Genomic DNA, 22,708 nt, shown 5'->3' with positions numbered 1-22,708 from the left:
TAGTATATGATATAAAGAAATGTTACAAGGAGGATCACATGAACACGTTCGACTGTATTCGTACCAGACGAAGCATAAGGCAATTTAAACCAGATAAAATCGAACATTCTCTGTTGGAACATATTATTTCTATCGCATCCTACGCACCCTCTTGGAAAAACACTCAAATCGCCCGATACATCGCCATCGATGATTCGTCGGTTCTTCAGACAATCGCTTCTGACCACTTACCCGCTTTCAATTCCAAAACTGTTTCTTCCGCGCCTTTATTAATTGCGCTTACCTTTTTGAAAAACCGCAGCGGTTTTGAAAGAGACGGTTCTTTTTCTACGCCCAAAAACGGGGAATGGCAGATGTTCGATGCCGGAATCGCCGCCCAGACATTCTGTCTGGCCGCTCACGAAGCAGGCCTTGGCAGTGTCATAATGGGCGTGTTTGACATAGAGGGAATCAGCCGGCTGCTGCACCTGCCGGATACGCAGGAATTGGCGGCTCTGATTGCGGTCGGTTACCCAGACGATGCCACGGATGCGCCCAGACGAAAATCTACAGAACAATTACTCACATATCTACAGGAGGAAAACAAATGAGACACTTAATGAGCCCTTTGGATTTTTCAGTGGAAGAATTAGATCAGCTGTTAGATCTGGCCACAGACATTGAAAAGCACCCGGCCAAATATGCCCACGCCTGCGACGGTAAAAAAATCGCAACCCTGTTCTACGAACCCAGCACCAGAACCCGTTTAAGTTTCGAGACAGCTATGCTGAATCTGGGCGGTAACGTCATCGGTTTCGCATCCGCCAGTTCCAGTTCCGCCGCCAAAGGAGAGAGCGTATCCGATACGATCCGCATGATCTCCTGCTACGCGGATATCTGCGCCATGCGTCACCCAAAAGAAGGTGCCCCCATGGTAGCCGCCACGAAATCTTCCATCCCGGTGATTAACGCCGGTGACGGCGGCCATCAGCATCCGACTCAGACGCTGACCGACCTGCATACGATCCGTTCCCTGAAGGGGCGGTTAGGCAGCCTGACCATCGGCCTTTGCGGCGATCTGAAATTCGGCCGTACCGTTCATTCCCTGATCAATGCCCTGGTCCGCTATGAAAATGTAAAATTTGTCTTCATCTCTCCCGACGAGCTGCGGATTCCCAGTTATATCCGGGAGGATGTGTTAAATAATAACCATATCGAATACAAAGAGGTGGAACGTCTGGAAGACGCCATGCCGGAACTGGATCTCCTCTATATGACCAGAGTCCAGAAGGAACGTTTCTTCAATGAAGAAGACTATGTCCGCTTAAAAGATTTCTACATCCTGGACAAAGCAAAAATGGCCCTGGCCAGAGAGGACATGCTGGTCCTGCATCCCCTTCCCAGAGTCAATGAGATAGCCGTGGAAGTGGATGATGATCCCCGTGCTGCGTATTTTAAGCAGGTGCAGTACGGCGTTTACGCCAGAATGGCGTTGATTCTGACCCTTTTGGACATCCACGTAGAGGAAGGAGAATAAACTGATGTTAAATGTAGGACGTATACAGGAAGGCTTCGTACTGGATCATATTCAGGCCGGAAAGAGCATGGCCATTTATCATTATCTGCATCTGGACAAACTGGACTGCTGTGTGGCGATCATCAAGAACGCCCGCAGCGAACTGATGGGAAAGAAAGATATCATCAAGGTGGAATGCCCCATCGATATGCTGGATCTGGATATCCTGGGCTTTATCGATCACAATATCACGGTCAACATCATCAAGGACAGTGAGATCGTGGCCAAAAAAGCGCTGGAGATGCCCTCTGAGATCCGCAATGTGATAAAGTGCAACAATCCCCGCTGTATTTCCTCGATCGAACAGGAACTGGATCAGGTCTTTGTATTGACAGACCCGGAAAAAGAAGTCTACCGCTGTAAATACTGCGAAGAGAAATATGATAAGAGACAGGAAAAGAAATGGCTGTAAGCTGACGTAAGAGCGGACAGCCGAGGAATAAAAAACGGATTACAAAAGCCCAAAATTATGAACAGAGCTTAAATTGAAAGAGAAACCCCTGCGCCGGCGTAACTTCCGCATTCAGGGTTTCTCTTTTATTCGGTTATAGCATACTTATTTTAAGCCCGGCTTCTGTCAAAGGACACCCGCAGCTTCGACCGGAGCTTCAGCATGGGCCCGCTCTCGCTGCTGATGGCACAGAATACCAACAGGGCGATTGCCACTGCCGCGTTGTTGAACTGACCTGAAATGCCTATAGCTACAATACCGAACTTTATAAGCTGTACGGTCACAGCGCCGATAAATACGCCAGCAATCAGGTTGATTCTCTTCTCGATAGCGGCCGCCACGAAGAAGCACATTATAGCGTTGAATACCATATCCATACTTCCCATGTTTGTGGTCGGATTCTGAACAAAGGATCTGCCCAGGGTCAGCACACCGTAGAATCCGCTGAACAGGCCGACCAGAACAAAGGATATCACTTTCACCTTCCTTACGTCGATACCCTGCTGCTCCGCCACTTTAATATCGCTGGCCACAGCCTTCAAGTTGAATCCGTACTTGGTTCTGGAATAGACGAAATATGCGATCAGGCAGCAAATTACCGTACATGCAATCACTACCACGTTTCCGTTAAATATACCGTAGGACTTATCTACGCTGACGCCTCCGCCGCCCCAGGCCAGTGCAGACACGCTCTCCAGAATCAGCATGCATCCCACCGTTGAAATGATTGAAGGGACTTTTATCCACACATAGATAAGGCCGCAAAGGAGTCCTATCAGAGTACACATGAGGATAATGCTGATCGCTATCAGCGCATTACCGCCTCCCAGCCGGTTTGCGATTCCCGCACCCAGTATAATCCCCGTAATCACATTTGCCCCTGCCGCAAAATGCCACAGTCCCAGCTTACAGGCAAATGCAACACCCCATGCCAGAATCGCGGGCAGCATGGCCTGACGCAGAATTCCAAAGATCTGTGTGTCTCCCATGGCCTGCGGCGCTGCCAACAGCAAAACAATATATAAAATTAGCGGGATTGCCACTGCTATCAAAATATTTTTTGCCTTATAGGCGATTTTTTTACTCATACCAATCTTCTCCTCTGGCCGGTACCGCAGCGCTGACGCAGTCCCAGCTGGTATTGCTAATTACAACTGCAGGGCAGATACCTATTTCATCTTCTCCGCTACCATTTCCAGGCTGTAATTTCCCATCTCCGCTACGAAGGAATCCAGATCCATCTCTACTAAACCCTGCACCTCTTCTGCCGTGTAGGTATTAAATTCGCTGAAATACTGCTCATAGGTTGCCGCATCCTCTGCAGACTTCATGTAGATATAATTGGAACCGTACTCAGCAGGCGTATCTGACTTGGCCTTACCGGTAATCTTACAGTACAAGTTGATCAGCGCATATACCGGGTCAATCTGAGCGCCGGTGGTCAGCATTACCAGGTTACCGGCTTCGAAGGAACCAGGGATATCCACAGGTGTGTCAAAGGAGGTAATCTTGATATCGGAGCCCTGGAGATCTGTTATAATAGCGTCGATCGCTCCGTTAGAACCAGAGGAACAGATGAGTCCGTTAATATCGGAATGCGCAGCCAGCAGCTGGTCGGTAGCGTCCACCATATCGGTAGCAGTTGCGGTATTGCTGCTGGTGGATACATAGTAGGTCAGTCCTTTTTCATCCAGATATTCCATTACGCCTGCCTGCCGGCGGTCGATAACGCCATTGCCAGCCTCGCGGTTCAGCAGCCCGAAGGTGGTGCAGCCCGAAGCCAGCAGCTCGTCTACCATATCTACGCCCGCGCCGCCCTCATCTTCACAGATATATCCGGCAAACAGGTCACTGGCCATGCAGTAATTGTACGCATCCTCATCCATAATATTACGGAAGAAAATCTGCATAGGAATTCCTGCTTCCTCACATATCTTTAACAAGTCATCCGTAGAGGTGTCATTGATTACACAGCACAAGATACCATCGACGCCGGCCGCCAGCAGATTCTCATAGTCCGTTGTCTGAGACTCCGCGTCATAGCTGCCGGTCCGGTAAACCAGGCTTACATTCAGATCCTCAGCCACTGCGTCCAGGGCAGTCTTGGAGTCCGCTCCCAGGCCGTCATCCGTAGACCAGATAACCACACCAATGCTGATATCACTGTCAGCAGCTTTCGAATCCTCTTCCCCGCTCCCGCTTTCCGAAACAGTCCCCGCGCCGCCGTCCTTCGTCTGGCTGTCAGCCGCCTCGCTGTCTTTGTTATTTCCACAGCCGGCCAGCAGCGCCATGGACATTGACAATGCCAATACAAGCGCCAGCATCTTCTTCACACCTTTTGATTTCATAATCTTCTTCTCCTTTTTCTCTCACTTATAATTTTATAAAATATATGGCACACCGTCTCTGTCGAAGGTTAAGGTCACCGACCCCAGAAAGATGATTCCTTCGATCAAGCCGATCATATTCGGATCCACGCCCAGAACTGTCAGTCCGTTCTCCAGGCACAAAAATAATAATACGCCTACTACTACACTGTAAACCTTCTCTTTCGTACCGCCTGTCAGGGAAGCTCCACCGATAACCATCATAAGCAGCACCGTCACATGGAATCCGGACCCGGAGGTCGCTCCCGCAGATCCTGCCCGCAGCACCACCAGCGTTACCGCCAGTCCCATCATAACGCCTGCCACCAGGTAAGCCAGCAGCTTATACTTCACCACGTGAATACCAGACGCTTTTGCCGCGCTGGCGTTTGATCCTATAGCCATGGCCCGTTTTCCAAGCTTCGTGTAATGGAACAGTATGGACAGCACAATAATCGCCACAATAGTCACTGCAAAATAAAGGGACCGGTTATACAAAAAGCTTAAGGATCCCGGCAGGCTTAAGCTCTTCGTTCGGCTGCCGATAATATATCCCGCCACACCCTTTCCAAAGAAGGATACGGCAAAGGACACGATCACACTATTGATTCCCAGCAGTATATTCAGGCTTCCGATCGCCATCTCGCAGAGAATCGTAACCAAAAATATCACGGGGATTACCACCCAGGATCCCAGGCTCTCTGCCGCCAACAGACCCAGACAGCCCCCCAGACATACAATTCCATCCAGGGACATATCCATATTTCCCAGCGACATGGTAAATATAATTCCCAGGCCCGCCACAATATAGGTGCAGGACTGAAGCATAATCTGCTTAATATTAGTCATTTTCAGGGTTGTTCCCCCGCTTAAGGCGGCAAACAGCGCAACCACGAATACCAGTGCCAATATGGGAAGATAGGTTCTCACCAAATCCTTGGTAATCCATTTATTCTTTGTTTCTTTCTTTTCCTTCATCACCTCTACCTCCCTTATATCATCTTGACGATGACATCATGCTCCGATACTTCGGGGCTTCGCCGAATGTGTGCCGTGATTTCGCCGTCTTTCATAATTAACAGATTGTCCGCCATCCCCAGCAGCTCCGGCAGTTCCTCGGATATCATAAGAATGGCTCTGCCCTGTGCCTTAAACTGTTCCAGCAAACAATAAATGGCTGCCTTGACTCCGATGTCAATGCCTCTGGTGGGACAATCCATGATAAAGATCTGCACATCATTGGCCATGCATTTAGCGATAGAAACCTTCTGCTTATTACCGCCGCTTAAGCTGGACACAGGTAGCTCCAGACCCCCAATCTTAATGCGGAGCATATCCACCTGTTCCTCCGCCAGCTTCCGGGTCGAGCCGGAAGTGATCAGGAATCCCTTCTTCACCTTGTCCATGGACATCAGGTTAATGTTATCCCTGATGCTGGCGGCCATCATCAGACCCTCCAGTTCCCGGTCCTTAGGCACGTATCCCATGCCGTTCTCCGCTGCCTGCGTAGAATTTCGTATCGTAATCTCTTTTTGAGGGAGTCTGACTTCGCCGGAATCCGGCTTTACCAGCCCGTATATCACCTTGCACAGGTCATGCATACCGCAGTCGGTCAGGCCGCCGATGCCCAGTATTTCGCCCTTGTGAAGCTGGAGGGACACATCCTTGAGCGCTTTGCCCAGGTTCACGTGATCCACTTCCAGCATCACCGTGTCATGGTCATAATTGTCCTCATAATCCACGCGGTAATAACCATCGCTGAAATCCCTGCCTATCATATGATGCCGCATGGCGTCCACAGTGATCTCCTCACCCGACAGGGTCGTGATATAGGCACCGTCGCGCATAACCGTCACCCGGTCACACACCTGCTTTAATTCATCCAGGTCATGGGAAATAAAGATCACGGATTTTTCTTTCTCCTTCATCTGACTCATGATGCGGTAAAGTACCTCCCGCCCTTTTTGAGACAATGCCGTGGTCGTTTCATCCACAATGAGAATCTTGGGATCCTCTTTCATGGCCATACCGGCCTCCACCAGTTTCCGGTCCTCGAAGCTCAATTCATCAATCAGATGGGATGGCTCCACATGCCCCAGATCAATGCTCTCTAGCACTTTTCTGGCTGCCTGGTTCATCCTGCGGCGGTTGACAATGCCGCCTTTGCTGAATTGGTTCTCCTCACCCAAATATATATTTTCTGAGATAGTCAGATGATTGATCGTCCCCTTTTCCTGAAGCAGCATACAGATACCGCTGGCACGGCCCTCCAGCATACTTTTCGGTTCATGCCTCTTCCCATTCATGATCATGACGCCGCTGTCCGGCTTCAGGCAGCCTGCGATCATGGAAGTGACTGTTGATTTGCCGCTTCCGTTTTCTCCGATCAGTCCGTGAATCTCGCCGGGATGGATTTCCAGATGCATGTCCACCACCGCTTTTGTCGGGCCGAAGGATTTGTTCAGCCCTTCTACCTTCAGGACTACCTTTCCCTCCACTGTATTCACACCTTCTTTCCCATACTATAGGTTCTCTCCATTGGAAGCGATTACCTGCTGATACCAGTAGAAGGAATCCTTCCTGCTTCTCTCCATGGTTCCATTTCCATCATCATCCCGGTCTACATAGATGAATCCGTAACGCTTCTTCATCTCGCCGGTTGTAAAGGAAACACAGTCCAGACATCCCCAGGGCGTATAGCCCATGACATCTACGCCGTCTTCCTCCACAGCCGTCTTCATCTGCTGAATATGCGCCTTCAGGTATTCAATACGGTAAAAGTCATGGCAGGAACCATCCGGTTCCTTTACATCCTCCGCCCCCAGGCCGTTCTCTACGATGAACAGCGGCTTTTCATAACGCTCATAGAGCAAGTTTAACGCGTAACGCAGCCCCTTGGCGTCAATGGTCCACCCCCAGTCCGTTGTGGGAACGTAAGGATTTTTTACAGACGAGAGCATGGCCCCCTCCTGCTCTGCCGCATCTATATCCACCGTATTGGACATATAGTAGGAAAACCCTATATAATCTACAGTCCCTGCCGCAAGCGCCTGTCTGTCCTCTGGCGTAATATCCAAATGGAAGCCTTTGTGCGCAAACAGCTTTTCCGCATAAGCAGGGTAATGCCCACGGCACTGCACGTCACAGAACAGCCATTTTTCGTGCATCCTCTTTATCGTGAGAAGCTGATTATCCGGCTTGCAGTTCAGCGGATATAACGGCGTCATGGCGATCATATTTCCGATCTTATAGTTCGGATCAATCTCATGTCCTAATTTTACTGCCAAAGCGCTGGCCACTAATTGATAATGCACACTCTGGTACATGGCAAGCTCCGGATCCTCATACCTCAGATAGTGTGCTCCGGCGCTGACCCAGCCGAATATATCCGCCTTATAGTTCATCTGGTTATTGATCTCGTTGAAAGTGAGCCAGTAGGTAACCTTTCCCCGGTATCTGCAAAAGCAGGCCTCGGCGAACCGCAGGAAGCAGTCTATCGTCTTACGGTTCGTAAATCCTCCGTACTCCTTCGCCAGGTGGTAAGGCATTTCAAAATGAGACAGGGTTACCACCGGCTCTATACCGTATTTCAACAGTTCGTCAAACACACGGTCGTAGAAGTCCAGTCCTTCCTCGTTGGGCACCTCCTCATCGCCGTTCGGAAAGATCCTGCTCCATGCGATTGAAGTGCGGAAAGACCGGAACCCCATCTGGGCAAACAGCGCAATATCTTCCTTATAATGATGGTAAAAATCCACACCCTCGTGGTTTGGATAGTATTCCCCTTCCAGCACGCCTTCTGTAATCCTTCTGGGGCGGTCCGCAGCGCCGGATGTCATCACATCCGCCACACTTAAGCCCTTAGAAGTCCCATGCAGACCTCCTTCAAACTGATGGGCTGCCAGGGCGCCTCCCCACATAAAATCATCTCTTAACATATTTCACCTCATCTTAGGCCAATCCCTGACAGATCCAAGCTTTTATTGAGCGCCGGTTCTGATCACCGGATTGGTGCAATACTCAGGCACCAGATCCTTCTGCTCCCAGATATACATCTGGTTTCCTTCTGTATCCTGGACAACTGCATAATCGTTTCCTTCTTCCGTATACCGCTCCCGCAGCACCTTGCCGCCGAACTCCTTTACCTTCTTCAGGGTATCCTCAATATCTTTCACTTCCACGATAAAGCTAGGAGCGGGCGTGATCTCGCTGTCCTTCTTGTTTGGCTTCAGGAAGCCATAGCCAAAGGAGGCCACCCGGGGCTCCCAGTCCGGCGTGCCTGGGCCGGTAGCGCAGTACATGGCAGGATTCTCCGGGTCCGATTCTTCCGTATCGATGATATCCCAGCCAAAGAGGTCGGTGTAGAAGGAACGCATCTCATCTGCCTGTCCTTCCTCATATCCCATCACCCATCTTCTGTTACGGCCGTCTCCCTTCTGGGGAGCGAAGTCCTTGGCCGGATGGAAGGAGATATCGAAAGGATCCCGGTTCGGGTCCACTTCCGGCGGATCTACATGGATTCTTCTCTTCTCTATGCTGCCGCACCAGGGTTCCTCCAGGAACTGGCTTCTGGGCGCGCCGCAGCCGGGGCAATGTGCGGGAACCTCTGTTTCCTCAAACGCAATGGGAAAACCGCATGCAAAACAGGTATATATTTTCTTCATAGCTTATTCCTCCTCATCCTCAATATCGTACTCCGCCTCCAACTCATCCCAGGTACGGGAGGACGGGCATTTCCACAGATACAGATAATTACCTGCCGGATCCTCTATGACCGCATGGATTTCCCAGCTCTGCTTGCTATCGTCCAGAGGCTTGGCCAGTGCAGATTTTGTTTTATCCAGAATCAGCTTGCCGCCGTGATCGATGATCTTCTGGATGGTTTCCTCCAGGGGTCTGTCCATATGGATCTCCATGAAGGGACCGGGTTTCTCAATCTCTCCGGGAGCCCAGTGTACAAACATATTCATGTGCCCCGGGGTGCAGCCCTCATAATCATACTGCGCGGGCCCGGTGGCCATGAGCAGCGACGGATGCTCGTCACCGGCAGGAACGCCGCTGGCAGCTACCGGCATCTCGATCATGTCCCAGCCAAATACATTGATATAGAAGTTCTGGAACCGACGCAGATCCTTGTAGGTAATGACATACAGTCTGGTTCTGCCATGCAGGCTCTTAGCTGTGAACTTTTTGGGCCGCCGGCCGGGATTAGGGTAAGTGATTTTTCCTTTTTCCATTGTGTTCATCCTCTCTTTTAAATATTTTATATGTAAATTTAAGAGTAACCAAAATGAAGCAGATAGTTATACATAGCTCCGACAAGGTTGCATTCGTTCAGGTACCGGCTCTTCACAATTGTAGCATGCAGCTGCCTGCCTAAGCGCATTCCCTGATAGTAGCTTTGGAGCTCATCCTCCAGATCCCTGAAAATCCTCTTCTGCAGGCTTAAGCCTCCGCCAATGGAGATCTTCTCCGGAGCAAAACAGAGTTGAACGCTGTGTACTACCTGAGCCAGGGTTCTGATAAAATTGCGGTATATGCTCAATATATCGGTATCCCCCTCCGACAGCCACTGAAATATGCTGATGCCGTCGGCCTTGATCTTCTTCAATTCTCTATCAGGCTCTACATAAGGCATCCGTATATTCTCATCCAGCCATTTCAATATGGACGCCGCGTCCTGGACTGCCAAGTCGATATTCTTAGCCTTGCACACACGGTAGGTGAGACCGTGCATGGCGGCGGACATATATGCGCACCCCAGCTCGTTATGCTTAGTGGGATCCGTAATCAGGTACGACAGCTCCCCGGCCGCAAAGTCCCGGCCGCTGTGTATCTTCCCGTCCTTGATAATCCCTCCGGCTATACCGGAGCCCAGCACCAGGGCTACTGCATTTTTGCATCCTGCCAAAGAGCCCTTCCACGCTTCCGCCAGCGCAGCACACTTTCCATCATTTTCCACGGCAATGGGAATGGGACACCGGTTCTTAAGCAGATCTATAATGCTGTTTCCATATAACTGCATATACGCACCCGCGTCTGACAGGTAGCCGTTTTCCGGGTTAATATAACCAGGCATACTGATGGCGATGCCTTCTATCCTGTTCCGGTACTCATCATACAGCCGGCCCACGGTGTCCACGTATTGTTCCGCAGAGTCTAACGGCGCCGGAAGCTTCCCGGATTCTTCCATCTGTGCCTGGTCGTCTACCAGTGCATATTTTACTGAGCTTCCGCCAAAATCACAAGCCAAACATTTCATCATCATTCACTCCCCGTTCCCATTCCAACAGTTATCATTTTCTGCCTGAACGAAACGCTTTTTCTTAACTTGGATACAGACTAACAAAAAGCTCCAAACTTATATATCATTTTACTCATATTTATGTTATAATTCTCACATGATTGTTTATTTGACGAACCAGACAAATTTTAGGGATTTTTTTGTGCAAATATTACAATAGACGAGGAATGAGATATGCCATATGTAGATAAACAGAAGCTTTATTATCAGGATTTTTTGAGACGGGAAAATAATACCAGACATCACAGATATGATGAAGAACTGATTCTTTATGACCGGGTAAAATCCGGGAATATGGAGGAGATCGAGAGCAGCGTCAGGATGTTCACCTCCGACCTGCCCGGGCATCTCTCCGATGATCCTATTCGGAATTATAAATATATGTTTGTGGCCTCTACCACACTGACCACACGGTTTTCCATCGAGGGCGGCATGGATGAGGAGGAAGCCTACACGGCCAGTGATCTGTATATCCAGCGCATGGATTCCTGTGAGGATGTGAAAAGCATCGTAATATTGTACCGGGATATGCTCACTTATTTTACCAACTCCATGAATCTGCTAAGGAAAAAAAGCGTATTTTCCAAGCCTGTGATTCAATGCATGGATTATATCTATTATCATCTGCACGAAAAGATAACCGTGGTGCTGCTGGCCGAGCATGTGAATCTTCATCCCAATTATCTGTCCGGCCTGTTTAAACGCGAAACCGGTCAGACTATATCGGATTACATCGCAGGCCGGCGGATGCAGGCGGCCAAGAACATGCTTTTATATTCCGACACCAGCTGCGCTGAGATCTCATCCATCCTGGCTTTCAGCTCTCAGAGTTATTTTACCAAGCTGTTTCGCAATATCTACGGCTTTACCCCTAACGAGTACCGGAAACGGTTTTTCCGCTCCGGCTTCAACGCCGGGGATAAAACCGGAAAGAATTCATCTGATAAGCCCGCGGATCGGTAAACCAGACGCGACGGTTTCCGCATAATTGGACAATTTTCTATCCGCAGTTACTATGCGCTGTACTCGTATAAAAAGAACTGCATTTCTTTATCGGGCTGAATCGGTACTTTCACACTTTTTTCCCCGATCCGTGACAAGCCCTTGTGTTCATAGAAACCGTAATTACAGGTGGTGTCAGTAAATAAATAGAAATTTTTAACGCATTGTGATTTCAGATAATTCATAAAATTCCCGAACAGTTTATTACCGATCCCCGCTCCTCTCTGATCGCTGCGGATTACGAACAGGGTCAGTTCACCGTCAAATTGCTTTCCGCTGTCTATCAGAAGGTTGCTGTCTATATCCGAAAATCCCCCAAACATTCTTGCAATAGAACGTCCTTCTCTGGACAGCAGAAGAGCCAGAATCCATGGCAGCTGAGCCAGGCGGTGATGCAGAGTCTTAATTCCCGGCTTTTTACCACGGCCCAGGATAAGTCCTACCGGAGTGCCGCGCTTCTCGGCGACACAGGAATAGGTCTGATCCGCCAGGCATCCCCTCAGATATAGCATCCCCATACGGAAAGCGGTTCGGGGAGAACTGAACTTTTTGTATCCCCAGGTATTGCTGATCAGATCGGCCAGTACCGGGTAATCAGATTTTTGAATCGGCCTGTATGTGACTTTGTTATGCATGTTGTTTTTTATGTTTTGATTAAGATCCATTTTATTTCCTCCTTGACTTTTCTTACTCTGATAGGTATGGTAATCTATACAGTAACTGTAAAGTCAAGTGCCACTATAAAAAAATGTAAGAGCTAATTCTTGATTATAAGGCTAAAAAAGAGGGGAAATACCATGTTCACCCAAAATCTATTTACCGTCGGACAGTTTGCCCGGCTCCATCACATTAACAAACGGACCCTCCACTATTATGATCAGATCGGCCTGTTTTCTCCGGCTTATAAAGGAGATAATCATTACCGCTATTATACTTACCATCAGAGCCCGGAGTTGGAAATGATTCTGACTTTCCGTGACCTGGGTATGTCGATTGAAGAAATCCTCCGTTACCGTTCCCAGAGCTCACCGGAACTGCTGGACCATATCCTCAGTACAAAGATAACTGATATCGACGACACAATACGGAAATTGCAGGAAATAAGGAATCTGCTGACGCAGCGCAAAGACCAGCTGGCCTACTGCAGAGATTGCGATTTGGAGGCAATAACCATCGTGGACTGTCCTGAGGAACTCCTGCTGATCGATCCCTGTATCCCCGGGGAATCGGAAACGTTGACTATGATGGAACAAGTGAAGGAACTGCCGGGCCGGATATTTGGAAATGGCTGCGGAACCATGTTATCTGTCCGAAAGATACTGGCTCATGAATTTGAGACAGACGATTATTTCTTTGTCCGGTTACCCGGCTCTTCTCCCAAGGTGGACTGTCATCGGAAACCAGCCGGAAAATATCTCCGCGCGTTCTGTATCGGAGAATGGGACAGGATACCGGATACCTATATACGAATGGAGCAGTATTCCCTTCGGGAGGGAATCCAATTAAAAGGTTATTCTTATGAAGAAGGCATGAATGAAATGGTGCTGCGCGACATGGGGGAATATATCACTCAGATCTCAATCCTCTGTGGGTAAGATTGGACATTCACGCTTATAATATCTTGTTCAGGAAATCTATGGTCCTGGGATTCTGCGGATGTTCGAAAATCTGTTCCGGCGAACCTTCTTCCACGATATATCCGCCATCCATGAAGATCACCCGGTCGGATACTTCTCTGGCAAAGCCCATCTCATGGGTGACCACCACCATGGTCATACCGTCGGCTGCCAGTTGTTTCATCACCTGAAGCACCTCTCCCACCATTTCCGGGTCCAGGGCACTGGTGGGCTCGTCAAACAGCATGATATCCGGATCCATGGCCAGGGCCCGGGCGATGGCGACCCTCTGTTTCTGTCCGCCGGAGAGCTGTGCAGGATAGACATCGGCTTTATCCGCCAAGCCTACCATTTCCAGAAGCTGCGCGCCCCTCATTTCTGCTTCCTCTTTGGTTTTCCTTCTGAGCTCCACAGGCGCCAGCATGATATTTTCCAATACAGTCTTATGGGGAAACAGGTTAAAATGCTGAAAAACCATCCCGATATTTTCCCGTACCGTATTGATATCCGTCTGCGGATCTGTGATGGGGAAGCCGTCGATGACTACCGTCCCGGCCGTTATCTGTTCCAGCCGGTTCAGACATCTTAAGAAAGTGGATTTTCCTGAACCGGACGGGCCGATCAGGCACACCACTTCCCCCTCTTCGATCTCCACGTCCATGCCCTTTAACACTTCCAGATCCCCGAAAGACTTGACCAGTCCTTTCACCGATACTTTATTTTGCATAGGTCATCCTCCTCTCTATGGCTTTCGCGATCTTTGACAGAACCGTAATGACGATCAGGTACATGAGCGCCACAATCAGCCACATGCGGAAAGCTTCAAAATTCCGTGCGATAATCGCCTTGGCTACTTTAATCAGGTCCGCATAGCCGATGACAGACAGGATCGACGTGTCCTTCAGCGTGATAATGAATTGATTGATAATAGACGGGATCATGGTGCGGATGGCCTGGGGGAGTACCACTTTGCGCATAGCCCTGCCGTATGGCAGCCCCAGACTCCTGGCGGCCTCCATCTGTCCTTGGTCCACCGACTGGATTCCTCCCCGGACGATCTCCGCCATATAAGCTCCTGCGTTCAGGCTCAGAACGATCAGGCTGGCCTGAAAGATGGAGATATTCACTCCGAATCCCTGGGGTATACCGAAATATACGAAGAACGCCAGCACTAAAACAGGAATTCCCCGAATTACATCAACGTAGACAGAGGACAGAATATGCCATACCTTTCCTCTTGCCACCTTCATCATCCCAAAGATAAGTCCCAGCACCGTCGCCAGGATCAGGGACCAGAAGGTAAGCAGCAGGGTCCGCCCCATTCCTTCCAGCAGCCGGGCGTAATTTTCCGTAATCAATTCCAGAATCGTCATTTCTTGTTCCCTTTCCTCTCTTCGTAAATATAAAGGCTTTTGATACAATTCTTCTCATTTTTACCGGAAATGATACAAGAATTGCTATCCCGGCGCGCTCATGCATAAATTCCCTTACTGCAGTAATAATAAAGCTGATGGATAGAAAGCGAGGAAAAATCTATGCTGTTGATACAAAATGGAAATATCTGGACAATGGCAGGTAAAAATTACGATTGCGGATGTGTTCTGATCGAGAATGGAAAAATTAAAGAAATCGCTAAGTGGATCGAGCCTCCCGATAATCCGGATCTTGCGGTTATTGACGCGGCCGGCGCGATCGTAATGCCCGGCATGATAGAGGCTCACTGCCATATCGGCATTATAGAAGAAAAAAAAGGCGCTGAGGGCGATGACTGCAACGAGGCCACCACCCCGGTTACTCCATGGCTGAGGGCCATTGACGCTGTCAATCCGATGGATGCGGCTTTTGACGACACCGCAGCAGCCGGCATCACCGCGGTACAGGTCGGTCCCGGGAGCGCCAATGTGGTTGGCGGCCAATTTTTGGTCATGAAAACCAAGGGCAGCCGCAGAATAGATGATCTGGTCGTCAAAAGTCCCTCGGCTATGAAAATAGCCTTTGGAGAGAATCCGAAAGTCTGCTACGGTGATATGAGCCAGATCCCCTCCACCCGTATGGCGATCGCCGGACTTCTCAGGGAGGAACTATTCAATGCCCGCCAATATCAGCACGAAAAAGAGGACGGTGATCTTGAGAAGGAAAACTTCCGTATGGAGTGCTGGCTTCCGGTACTGCGAAAGGAGATACCGCTGAAAGCCCATGTTCACCGGGTAGATGATATTCTGACCGCGATCCGCATCGCAGAGGAATTTGATCTGGACCTTACTCTGGATCACTGCACAGAAGGCCACCTGATCGCTGAGGAAATAAAAGAATCCGGCTTTCCTGCCATCGTGGGCCCGGAGCTTACTACCCGCTCCAAGATCGAGGTACAATATATGGACTTTAAAACCATCGGCTGCCTTCAGGAGCATGGTGTGCTGACGGCCATCACCACCGACCATCCCGTCTCCCTGATCCAGTACCTTCCCCTCTGCGCGGGTCTTGCCGTAAAAAAAGGCCTTCCCATGGAGGAAGGATTAAAAGCCATTACGATCAACGCGGCCAGAATCTGTGGTGTGGAGGACCGCATGGGCAGCCTGGAGCCTGGAAAGGACGCCGATATCGCCATCTTTGACGGCAATCCCCTGGAAGTGTTTACCTCCTGCCTGTACACCCTGATCAACGGCAGAATCGTTTACCAAAAAGACAATCCGGAAGATCTCCCAGCAGCTCAAAAGCCGGTAACCTGAATCACTCAGGCCCGGCTTTTGGAATCGGGCATACCCCGTTTCTTCATCAGGCATTCTTTCAATGCCCTTTATGTTTTTCTTTCTGCTTTGTGCGATGCTCTTCAAAACGGCGGTCTTTTTCCTCCTCTTTCCGGCTGCGTGTTACCGCCCTGCGTTCCAGCTTATTTTGCTCTCTCATAAGAGCCAGCGCCTGCTGGGCTTTGGTGCCGGTACCTGCCGATCTTTGCTCTTTTGAGATCGTGCGCTTCACCCGTTTGGGATTCCGGGGCATCTGCTTAAAACCGTCCGACGGCAGGGATGGGCTGAACCGCAGGCTTCTAAAGTTCTGGAGCAGAAACGCGTATACCTCATAATCTTTTGGTTCCGCCCCAAAGGTGATCTTACACACCTCATATCTGCCGCTGCTGATCCGCTCATATAACGCTACCCAGAACGGGTCCTCGAAAAACACCGTGAATCTGGTTTCCGTTTTGTCCATCACGACTCCTCCTTACATAAATTTTGAATCGCAAAGAACGGACGACCTAAGGAGGAAGGTTACTGACAGCGGTCTCACTGATCTCTTCCGCTGCGCCCGGACTACCTACCGGGACTGTGTTTTTATCTTCGCAGTTAAATTGTAACATATGGATACTTATTATTCTACCATTGGCTCGTTTCATCACTTTTTTTGGCTCAAATCTGCCTCAAATATTGGATGCATTTTTTTCAATGAATTGCACAAATATATTTACACGGAGCAAATTTTTGACTAAGATAAAAGCAGGGAAGATTTATGAGGAGGAATTGCATATGATAAAACGTGTGTGTGTAGCGGCACTCCTGGTGCTGGCTACAGTATTTGTGTACGGTTGCAGCAGCCCCAAACCGCCGGTAATCAAGATCGGCGGCACAACCTTTATACCGGGCCGGATCACCATGCGTGAACTAAAAGACCATGTGGAACTGATCGATTCCCCGGTCTGCAGGCGTGTCCCGGAATTGGGTGGAATGCAGTATGTGAACCTGCTTCCCATCGGGAAGGGGGATATTTCTTATGGTACCGCCACTCTCATCAATCACACAGAGGAAAAATGTCCAATTGAAGATTGTGAGATCTACGGAATCACCATACAGCTGGAAGGTTCTGACAAACAGAATCCGGAGCACGAGCCCGTGGATATAACGATAAATGATGTGAATCTGTTTGAGCTGGATCACGATGAAATGATCAGGCTGTTCGGCAAGCCGGATCTGGTAGAGGATTCGAACCTCCATTATCGTGTGGGGGATGTAAATTATACCTTCTCCATCAACAGCCAGACAGGAACGATCCGTGCGCTTACTGTGGAGAAAGATTTTGAAGGGCATACATGAGTGGGATGCCAAAAGGTGAGAAATAGTGAACGGAGGAATTCTATGGACATCATACTGAAAAATGAGCTGGACCCTCTTTTTGAAATACTGGGTTTGTTATATCTGTGTCATAATCCCGACTGGAAAGAAGAGACCATCAAATCACTGGATGAGTATGGACTCAAAGGGGATGAGTTTTTCCAGGCTCATATGAAAATATTGGAGACTTACGTAGATACATTTAAAAAATATAAGACAGACGGGCCACAAGATTCTTTCTTTTTTGAACAGGTTTCCGATGATTCCTTTCATCTTCTGATCGCCATGGCCATAGAAAACCGTTATTACTATGATCATCCCGCTGAAATAGACTGTAGCCGGCTGCGGGGATGTCTGGCGTATCTCATAGAGGATCCCCAGGATCATCCTCATCTTCCGGATGAAAAAGATCTGCCCCGATTACCGGACGAACTAGCGATTCTGCAATTTCTGGATTCCGCAGATATCAAGACCGAAGAGAAATGGCACACACTAGAGCTTTTAAGAAAGCCTGATTACTGGATCACCTGCCTTTTTGACACCGTCAGGGCTAACACAGATGCGTATGACAGGGCCATAGCCGCTGTCAAAAAACCTCTGGAAAAACTCTTGAAACGCACCGCCGTATACGAAGACCCCCCATTTTTAAAGATTGCCGGAACCTGCGCAGACACTCCCATCATCTATATCTCACTTGCAGCCCCCATGGTTCTGTTAGTCCTGTATACCCATGGTTACCAGGGAATCCTGCTTGAAACCCTCAGGTCAGAGGATGCCTCCGGCAAATATTCCAGTGAAACCGTCATTCGACAGGCAAAATCTTTAAGCGATAAGAGTAAGCTGGATATCCTGTGTATTCTGAAAAATACCAGTATGTATAATCTGGAATTGGCGGAGGCCCTCGGACTGTCGCCCTCCACCACCTCCCATCACATGAATGCCCTGCTCACCTGTGGGTTTGTGACGGTTGAAAAAAAGGAGGGGAAAGTATATTACTGTCTGGAAAAAGAAAACATTGCCCGGTTCCTGTCTATACTGGAGCATATGTTGTTATCCTGATTTTGATTTTTCACTGTTTATCCATCTGCATAAACTCTCTATATGCAGATGGATTTTATTGTATCGAACCCATCTTCCTAAAGCGTTCATTCCCAATACTAACTTTCCAAACCTTTATTTATCCAATGCTGACTTCCTCAATCCTTACCTCCCCAATCCTTACTTTTTCAAAGTTTTATTACAGTTATAATTTTCCCATTCTATCCATAATAAGGTCCGGAATTGATGCTGTCAATAAATTACTGGAAAAGTGACAAAATCACAAAACCAAAATAGTATTTCGCGTTACCCTCCGCCTGTTTTAAAGCAGGGCCTGACGGAACCAGGAGGCGGGAGCGTCCCTTGAGCCTGGCTTCCCTTTCCCCGGGCGCCGCTGCAATTCAGATCCCTGAAAAAGCATGGCCGAATAGCGGAGGGAGACTCAAGTGAGGATGGAGGCTCACACGCCGACATCCTCACTGTTTTCAGAGGCTCCCGCAGCTGTTTATGAGGTTGCTTTTTCAGGGATCCGAATTGCAGCGGCGCCCGGGGAAAGGGAAGCCGGCTTAAGGGACGTTCCCGCCTCCTGGTTCCGTCAGGCCCGGCCCCATAATAAACAGTATAAAAGGAAAAGTTAAAAAAAGATTGACAAATACTACGCAGGTCCGTATACTTTAAGCAATTAGAGTAAAAAACCATTGACCGGGAAGAGTAGAACTTGGAAAGGCATTCCAGAGAACCGCAGGGGCTGAGAACGCGGTATGCCGGAAGAGATTCGAATGGGCCTGGGAGGGCTTAAGCGAAAGCGGTGGCGCGAGTAGCTTTGGACGGGTTCCCCATCCGTTATCAACGGGGTGCATATGATAGTATGTAACAGAGCGGGTGTCACAAAAAGACATCAATCAGGGTGGTATCGCAGAAGCGCAGCTTTTGTCCCTTTCTTTTAGAGGGATGGAGGCTTTTTTTATTGGTATAAATAGTAACATTTGTTTTTTTATGAGATGGAATGGGGATCACCCATGGTAAAGGAGTGAATGATCTATGGATAAAATGAATCTCACCTATGAAGAAACCAAAACTTTTCAGACAGAATATGACCTGGTGCCGCTGTGCAGGGAAATCTATGCAGATGTCATTACTCCCATCAATCTGCTGAAAAAGCTTTCTATGCTGGATCAGAACTTTTTCCTGTTGGAAAGCGTGGAGGGCGGGGAACAATGGGGGCGGTACTCCTTTCTGGGTTACCAGCCGCTGATGCATATCACCTGCAAGAGCGGCGAAACCCGGATCAAAAGCGGGGAAACCGAACGGAGGAAAACGGGCCGACCCATGGAAATCCTGCGGGAACTATTGTCCGGATACCGGGCGCCCCGCATCGAAGGCCTGCCGACTTTTACCGGGGGCTTCGTGGGTTATTTCTCTTATGAGATGATCGCCTATGCGGAACCCAAACTCAAGATCAAGGACAGCGGATTTCAGGATCTGGATCTGATGCTGTTTGATAAAGTGATCGCCTTTGATCATCTCCGCCAGAAGATCTGTGTAATCGTCAATGCAAAGCTAAAAGATCAGGAACAGGGGTACCGCAGGGCTGCGCTGGAGATCGATCAGCTGATTCACATGATCTGCGGTCCCATGCCGGCGGAAAAACCAAAAGAACCGGAGCCTGACATCCCCCGGTTCATCTGCAATACATCCCGGAATGACTATCTGCAAATGGTGGAAAAGACGAAGCATTACATTCGGGAGGGAGATATCTTTCAGGGTGTGATCTCCAGAAAATTCACGGCGGATTACAGGGGAAGCCTGCTGAATATGTACCGGGTGCTGCGCACTACGAATCCATCCCCCTATATGTATTTTATACAGAGCGGTTCCCTGCAGATCGCAGGTGCCTCTCCGGAAACTCTGATCAAACTGGTAGATAACAAACTCACCACCTTCCCTGTGGCAGGTACCAGACCCAGAGGCAGGACCAGGGAGGAGGATGAACGGCTGGAAAGAGAACTGTTGGCCGATGAAAAAGAACGTTCTGAGCACAATATGCTGGTGGATCTGGCCCGAAATGACGTAGGAAAGGTAGCTGCATTCGGAAGTGTCCATGTGGAGGATTACATGAAGATACACCGTTTCTCCAGGGTCATGCATATCGCATCGGTGGTCAGCGGCACGCTGGATGAGAGGATGGATGGATGTGATACCATAGAAGCCCTCCTTCCGGCCGGGACCCTCTCCGGTGCGCCAAAATTCCGGGCCTGTGAAATCATCGATGAACTGGAGCCTGAGGCCAGAGGGATCTACGGCGGCGCCATTGGATACATAGATTTTTCCGGCAACCTGGATGTATGCATCGCGATCCGGACCGCGGTAAAAAAAGACGGTAAAGTGTATGTGCAGGCCGGGGCCGGTATCGTGGCGGACAGTGTTCCGCAGCTGGAGTATGAGGAATGTGCCAATAAGGCCCAGGCTGTGATGGAGGCTCTTCGAAGGGCCGGGGAGGTGACGGAATATGATTTTGCTCATTGATAACTATGACAGCTTTTCTTATAACCTGGTTCAGCTGGTGGGAAGTCTGATAACTGAGGAAATCCGGGTGATCCGGAACGATGCGTGGACGGTAGAGGAAATACAAAACGCAGCCCCCTCCCACATTCTTCTGTCCCCCGGCCCCGGGAGGCCGAAGGACGCCGGTATCTGCGAGGAAACCGTGCGCAGATTAAAAGGCAGGATTCCCATACTGGGTGTCTGTCTGGGTCATCAGGGGATCTGCGAAGCGCTGGGCGCACGTATCACCTATGCCCCCAAACTGATGCATGGAAAGCAGAGCGTGATCCGGATCGACACACAGAATCCGTTGTTCTCGGGTCTTCCGGAAGAAATCCGGGTGGCCCGGTACCACTCTCTGGTCGCGGATCCGGACACCCTTCCGGAAGAGCTTCAGATCATCGCCCGGACCCAGGAGCAGGATATTATGGCAGTCTGTCACAGGGAATACCCCGTCTACGGCCTGCAATTTCATCCGGAATCTGTCCTTACGCCGGACGGAGCCTCTATTATGAAAAATTTTCTAAACTTGCATGCGGAATCATTGCTGAGTTAAAAGCGATGTAATCTCTGAGTTAAATACTATAATCTCTGAGATGAATACCGAGTTTTATACTGAAAAATTACTGAATAATCACTGCGTAAAACTAAATCACTAATGGTGTACGTAGAAAATAATAAAAATCGGAGGAAGAAAAAATGATCAAAGAAGCAATCTACAAACTGGTAAACAATGAAGATTTATCCTATGAAATGGCGGAACAGGTGATGGACGAAATCATGGATGGGGAAGCTTCCCAGATCCATATGGGCGCGTTCCTGACCGCTCTGCGCATGAAAGGGGAAACCATCGACGAGATTACCGCCTGCGCGGCCGGAATGCGCAAGCACTGTACCCGCCTGCTCCACGATATGGATGTATTGGAGATTGTGGGAACCGGCGGAGACGAAGCCAATACCTTTAACATTTCCACCGTCTCCTCCCTGGTGGTATCCGCCGCCGGCATTCCGGTCGCCAAGCATGGGAACCGCAGCGTATCCAGTAAATGCGGCGCCGCTGACGTGCTGGAAGCGCTGGGGGTGAATATTGAGATCAGTCCGGCCCAAAGCGCTGAAATTTTAAAAGAAATCAACCTGTGCTTTATGTTTGCCCAGAAATACCACTCGGCTATGCGTTTCGTAGCGCCGGTCCGCAAAGAGCTGGGCATCCGCACCGTATTTAACATCCTGGGTCCCCTGGCCAATCCGGCTGGCGCGAACTTCGAACTTCTGGGTGTCTATGAGGAATCCCTGGTGGAGCCGTTAGCCCAGGTACTGCTGAAACTGGGTGTCAAACGGGCCATGGTGGTATACGGCCAGGACGGTCTGGATGAAATTTCATTGAGCGCGCCGACTACCTGTTGTGAGCTGAGGGACGGCGTGGTAAAATGTTATATGATAAAGCCTGAGCAATACGGTTTTACCATGTGTGAGAAACAGGATATGGTCGGCGGCAACCCTCAGGAGAACGCCCGGATCGCCCGCAATATTCTAAGCGGGGAAAAGGGACCGAAAAGGGATGCCGTACTGTTAAACTCAGCCGCCTGCATTTATATGACACAGAATGATGTCACCATGGACCAGGCGGTAGCCATGGCTGCCGATATCATAGACAGCGGAAAAGCGCTGGAACAGCTCAATCGTTTCGTGGAGTTATCCAATACCATCTAAGCGCCCGGATGGCAATCAA

The 22,708-nt window shown here is 49.4% G+C and carries 23 protein-coding genes and 1 other annotated feature; of the genes, 11 read left to right on the top strand and 12 right to left on the bottom strand.

Features of this window, described 5'->3' with window-relative positions; translation table 11 throughout:
• Nucleotides 1–38 precede the first annotated feature (38 nt).
• The 3 genes from KTH90_RS02005 to KTH90_RS01995 are packed head-to-tail and all read left to right on the top strand — an operon-like array spanning nt 39 to nt 1,967.
• Complete coding sequence (locus KTH90_RS02005) at nt 39–590, top strand: nitroreductase family protein (RefSeq protein ID WP_238726179.1); 552 nt, start codon at nt 39–41, stop codon at nt 588–590.
• Complete coding sequence (pyrB, locus tag KTH90_RS02000; RefSeq protein ID WP_238726178.1) at nt 587–1,516, top strand: aspartate carbamoyltransferase; 930 nt, start codon at nt 587–589, stop codon at nt 1,514–1,516. Before KTH90_RS02005 ends, pyrB begins: the two co-directional genes overlap by 4 nt.
• Before the next feature lie 4 nt (nt 1,517–1,520).
• Nucleotides 1,521–1,967: an aspartate carbamoyltransferase regulatory subunit gene (locus KTH90_RS01995; RefSeq protein ID WP_158342543.1), complete on the top strand. Its 447-nt coding sequence runs from the start codon at nt 1,521–1,523 to the stop codon at nt 1,965–1,967.
• Nucleotides 1,968–2,116: 149 nt separating this feature from the next.
• Here the strand turns inward: KTH90_RS01995 and KTH90_RS01990 are convergent, their stop codons facing one another.
• From KTH90_RS01990 to KTH90_RS01955, 8 genes are all read right to left on the bottom strand, one after another.
• On the bottom strand, nt 2,117–3,094 hold the full coding sequence (locus KTH90_RS01990) for an ABC transporter permease (RefSeq protein ID WP_158352704.1): 978 nt from the start codon (nt 3,092–3,094) through the stop codon (nt 2,117–2,119).
• An 81-nt stretch (nt 3,095–3,175) separates the two neighbouring features.
• Complete coding sequence (locus KTH90_RS01985) at nt 3,176–4,354, bottom strand: sugar ABC transporter substrate-binding protein (protein ID WP_158352705.1); 1,179 nt, start codon at nt 4,352–4,354, stop codon at nt 3,176–3,178.
• A 33-nt stretch (nt 4,355–4,387) separates the two neighbouring features.
• Nucleotides 4,388–5,350, bottom strand: a complete 963-nt coding sequence (locus KTH90_RS01980; protein WP_158352706.1) for an ABC transporter permease — start codon at nt 5,348–5,350, stop codon at nt 4,388–4,390.
• 14 nt (nt 5,351–5,364) lie between these two features.
• Nucleotides 5,365–6,879 carry a sugar ABC transporter ATP-binding protein gene (locus KTH90_RS01975; protein ID WP_238726177.1) on the bottom strand — a complete coding sequence of 505 codons (1,515 nt, stop codon included), beginning with the start codon at nt 6,877–6,879 and terminating at the stop codon, nt 5,365–5,367.
• Between the two features lie 15 nt (nt 6,880–6,894).
• Nucleotides 6,895–8,310 carry a 6-phospho-beta-glucosidase gene (locus tag KTH90_RS01970; protein ID WP_158352707.1) on the bottom strand — a complete coding sequence of 472 codons (1,416 nt, stop codon included), beginning with the start codon at nt 8,308–8,310 and terminating at the stop codon, nt 6,895–6,897.
• 42 nt (nt 8,311–8,352) lie between these two features.
• The gene (locus KTH90_RS01965; protein WP_158352708.1) at nt 8,353–9,036 is read right to left on the bottom strand and encodes a VOC family protein; all 684 of its coding nucleotides are present in this window, start codon (nt 9,034–9,036) and stop codon (nt 8,353–8,355) included.
• Nucleotides 9,037–9,039: 3 nt separating this feature from the next.
• Nucleotides 9,040–9,609: a VOC family protein gene (locus tag KTH90_RS01960; protein ID WP_158352709.1), complete on the bottom strand. Its 570-nt coding sequence runs from the start codon at nt 9,607–9,609 to the stop codon at nt 9,040–9,042.
• Between the two features lie 38 nt (nt 9,610–9,647).
• Complete coding sequence (locus KTH90_RS01955; protein WP_238726176.1) at nt 9,648–10,634, bottom strand: ROK family protein; 987 nt, start codon at nt 10,632–10,634, stop codon at nt 9,648–9,650.
• Nucleotides 10,635–10,850: 216 nt separating this feature from the next.
• Here KTH90_RS01955 and KTH90_RS01950 point away from each other — a divergent pair, with 216 nt between their 5' ends.
• Nucleotides 10,851–11,639, top strand: a complete 789-nt coding sequence (locus KTH90_RS01950) for an AraC family transcriptional regulator (RefSeq protein WP_158352711.1) — start codon at nt 10,851–10,853, stop codon at nt 11,637–11,639.
• 50 nt (nt 11,640–11,689) lie between these two features.
• Here the strand turns inward: KTH90_RS01950 and KTH90_RS01945 are convergent, their stop codons facing one another.
• Nucleotides 11,690–12,343, bottom strand: a complete 654-nt coding sequence (locus tag KTH90_RS01945; RefSeq protein ID WP_158352712.1) for a GNAT family N-acetyltransferase — start codon at nt 12,341–12,343, stop codon at nt 11,690–11,692.
• Nucleotides 12,344–12,475: 132 nt separating this feature from the next.
• Between KTH90_RS01945 and KTH90_RS01940 the strand changes: the two genes are divergently transcribed.
• Nucleotides 12,476–13,273 (top strand): MerR family transcriptional regulator, encoded by a 798-nt coding sequence (locus KTH90_RS01940; protein WP_238726175.1) that lies wholly within the window; start codon nt 12,476–12,478, stop codon nt 13,271–13,273.
• 16 nt (nt 13,274–13,289) lie between these two features.
• On the opposite strand, the gene KTH90_RS01935 is transcribed toward KTH90_RS01940, so the two are convergent.
• Both KTH90_RS01935 and KTH90_RS01930 read right to left on the bottom strand, forming a co-directional pair.
• Nucleotides 13,290–14,021 (bottom strand): amino acid ABC transporter ATP-binding protein, encoded by a 732-nt coding sequence (locus tag KTH90_RS01935; protein WP_238726174.1) that lies wholly within the window; start codon nt 14,019–14,021, stop codon nt 13,290–13,292.
• Nucleotides 14,011–14,667 (bottom strand): amino acid ABC transporter permease, encoded by a 657-nt coding sequence (locus tag KTH90_RS01930; RefSeq protein WP_238726173.1) that lies wholly within the window; start codon nt 14,665–14,667, stop codon nt 14,011–14,013. Before KTH90_RS01930 ends, KTH90_RS01935 begins: the two co-directional genes overlap by 11 nt.
• A gap of 162 nt (nt 14,668–14,829) precedes the next feature.
• Between KTH90_RS01930 and KTH90_RS01925 the strand changes: the two genes are divergently transcribed.
• Nucleotides 14,830–16,023 (top strand): amidohydrolase, encoded by a 1,194-nt coding sequence (locus tag KTH90_RS01925; RefSeq protein WP_238726172.1) that lies wholly within the window; start codon nt 14,830–14,832, stop codon nt 16,021–16,023.
• A gap of 58 nt (nt 16,024–16,081) precedes the next feature.
• Here KTH90_RS01925 and KTH90_RS01920 read toward each other — a convergent pair whose 3' ends face one another.
• Nucleotides 16,082–16,501: a YjdF family protein gene (locus KTH90_RS01920; RefSeq protein ID WP_158352717.1), complete on the bottom strand. Its 420-nt coding sequence runs from the start codon at nt 16,499–16,501 to the stop codon at nt 16,082–16,084.
• A gap of 314 nt (nt 16,502–16,815) precedes the next feature.
• On the opposite strand from KTH90_RS01920, the gene KTH90_RS01915 reads away from it, so the two are divergent.
• The 5 genes from KTH90_RS01915 (at nt 16,816) to trpD (ending at nt 22,689) form a co-directional block, all read left to right on the top strand.
• On the top strand, nt 16,816–17,379 hold the full coding sequence (locus tag KTH90_RS01915; RefSeq protein ID WP_238726171.1) for a hypothetical protein: 564 nt from the start codon (nt 16,816–16,818) through the stop codon (nt 17,377–17,379).
• A gap of 42 nt (nt 17,380–17,421) precedes the next feature.
• Nucleotides 17,422–18,456: an ArsR family transcriptional regulator gene (locus tag KTH90_RS01910; RefSeq protein WP_238726170.1), complete on the top strand. Its 1,035-nt coding sequence runs from the start codon at nt 17,422–17,424 to the stop codon at nt 18,454–18,456.
• Nucleotides 18,457–19,124: 668 nt separating this feature from the next.
• Nucleotides 19,125–19,376, top strand: a binding site (T-box leader).
• Between the two features lie 100 nt (nt 19,377–19,476).
• Nucleotides 19,477–20,961 (top strand): anthranilate synthase component I, encoded by a 1,485-nt coding sequence (gene trpE, locus KTH90_RS01905; protein WP_330655788.1) that lies wholly within the window; start codon nt 19,477–19,479, stop codon nt 20,959–20,961.
• Nucleotides 20,945–21,535: an anthranilate synthase component II gene (locus tag KTH90_RS01900; RefSeq protein WP_158352721.1), complete on the top strand. Its 591-nt coding sequence runs from the start codon at nt 20,945–20,947 to the stop codon at nt 21,533–21,535. Before trpE ends, KTH90_RS01900 begins: the two co-directional genes overlap by 17 nt.
• A gap of 143 nt (nt 21,536–21,678) precedes the next feature.
• Nucleotides 21,679–22,689: an anthranilate phosphoribosyltransferase gene (gene trpD, locus KTH90_RS01895; RefSeq protein ID WP_158352722.1), complete on the top strand. Its 1,011-nt coding sequence runs from the start codon at nt 21,679–21,681 to the stop codon at nt 22,687–22,689.
• Nucleotides 22,690–22,708: the final 19 nt, after the last annotated feature.

Origin of the sequence: Diplocloster modestus, from assembly GCF_019042245.1 — a bacterium.
Classification (GTDB): Bacteria; Bacillota; Clostridia; order Lachnospirales; family Lachnospiraceae; genus Diplocloster; species Diplocloster modestus.
Note: the sequence above shows the minus strand (reverse complement) of the source record. Positions and strands in the feature narration are given on the sequence as shown.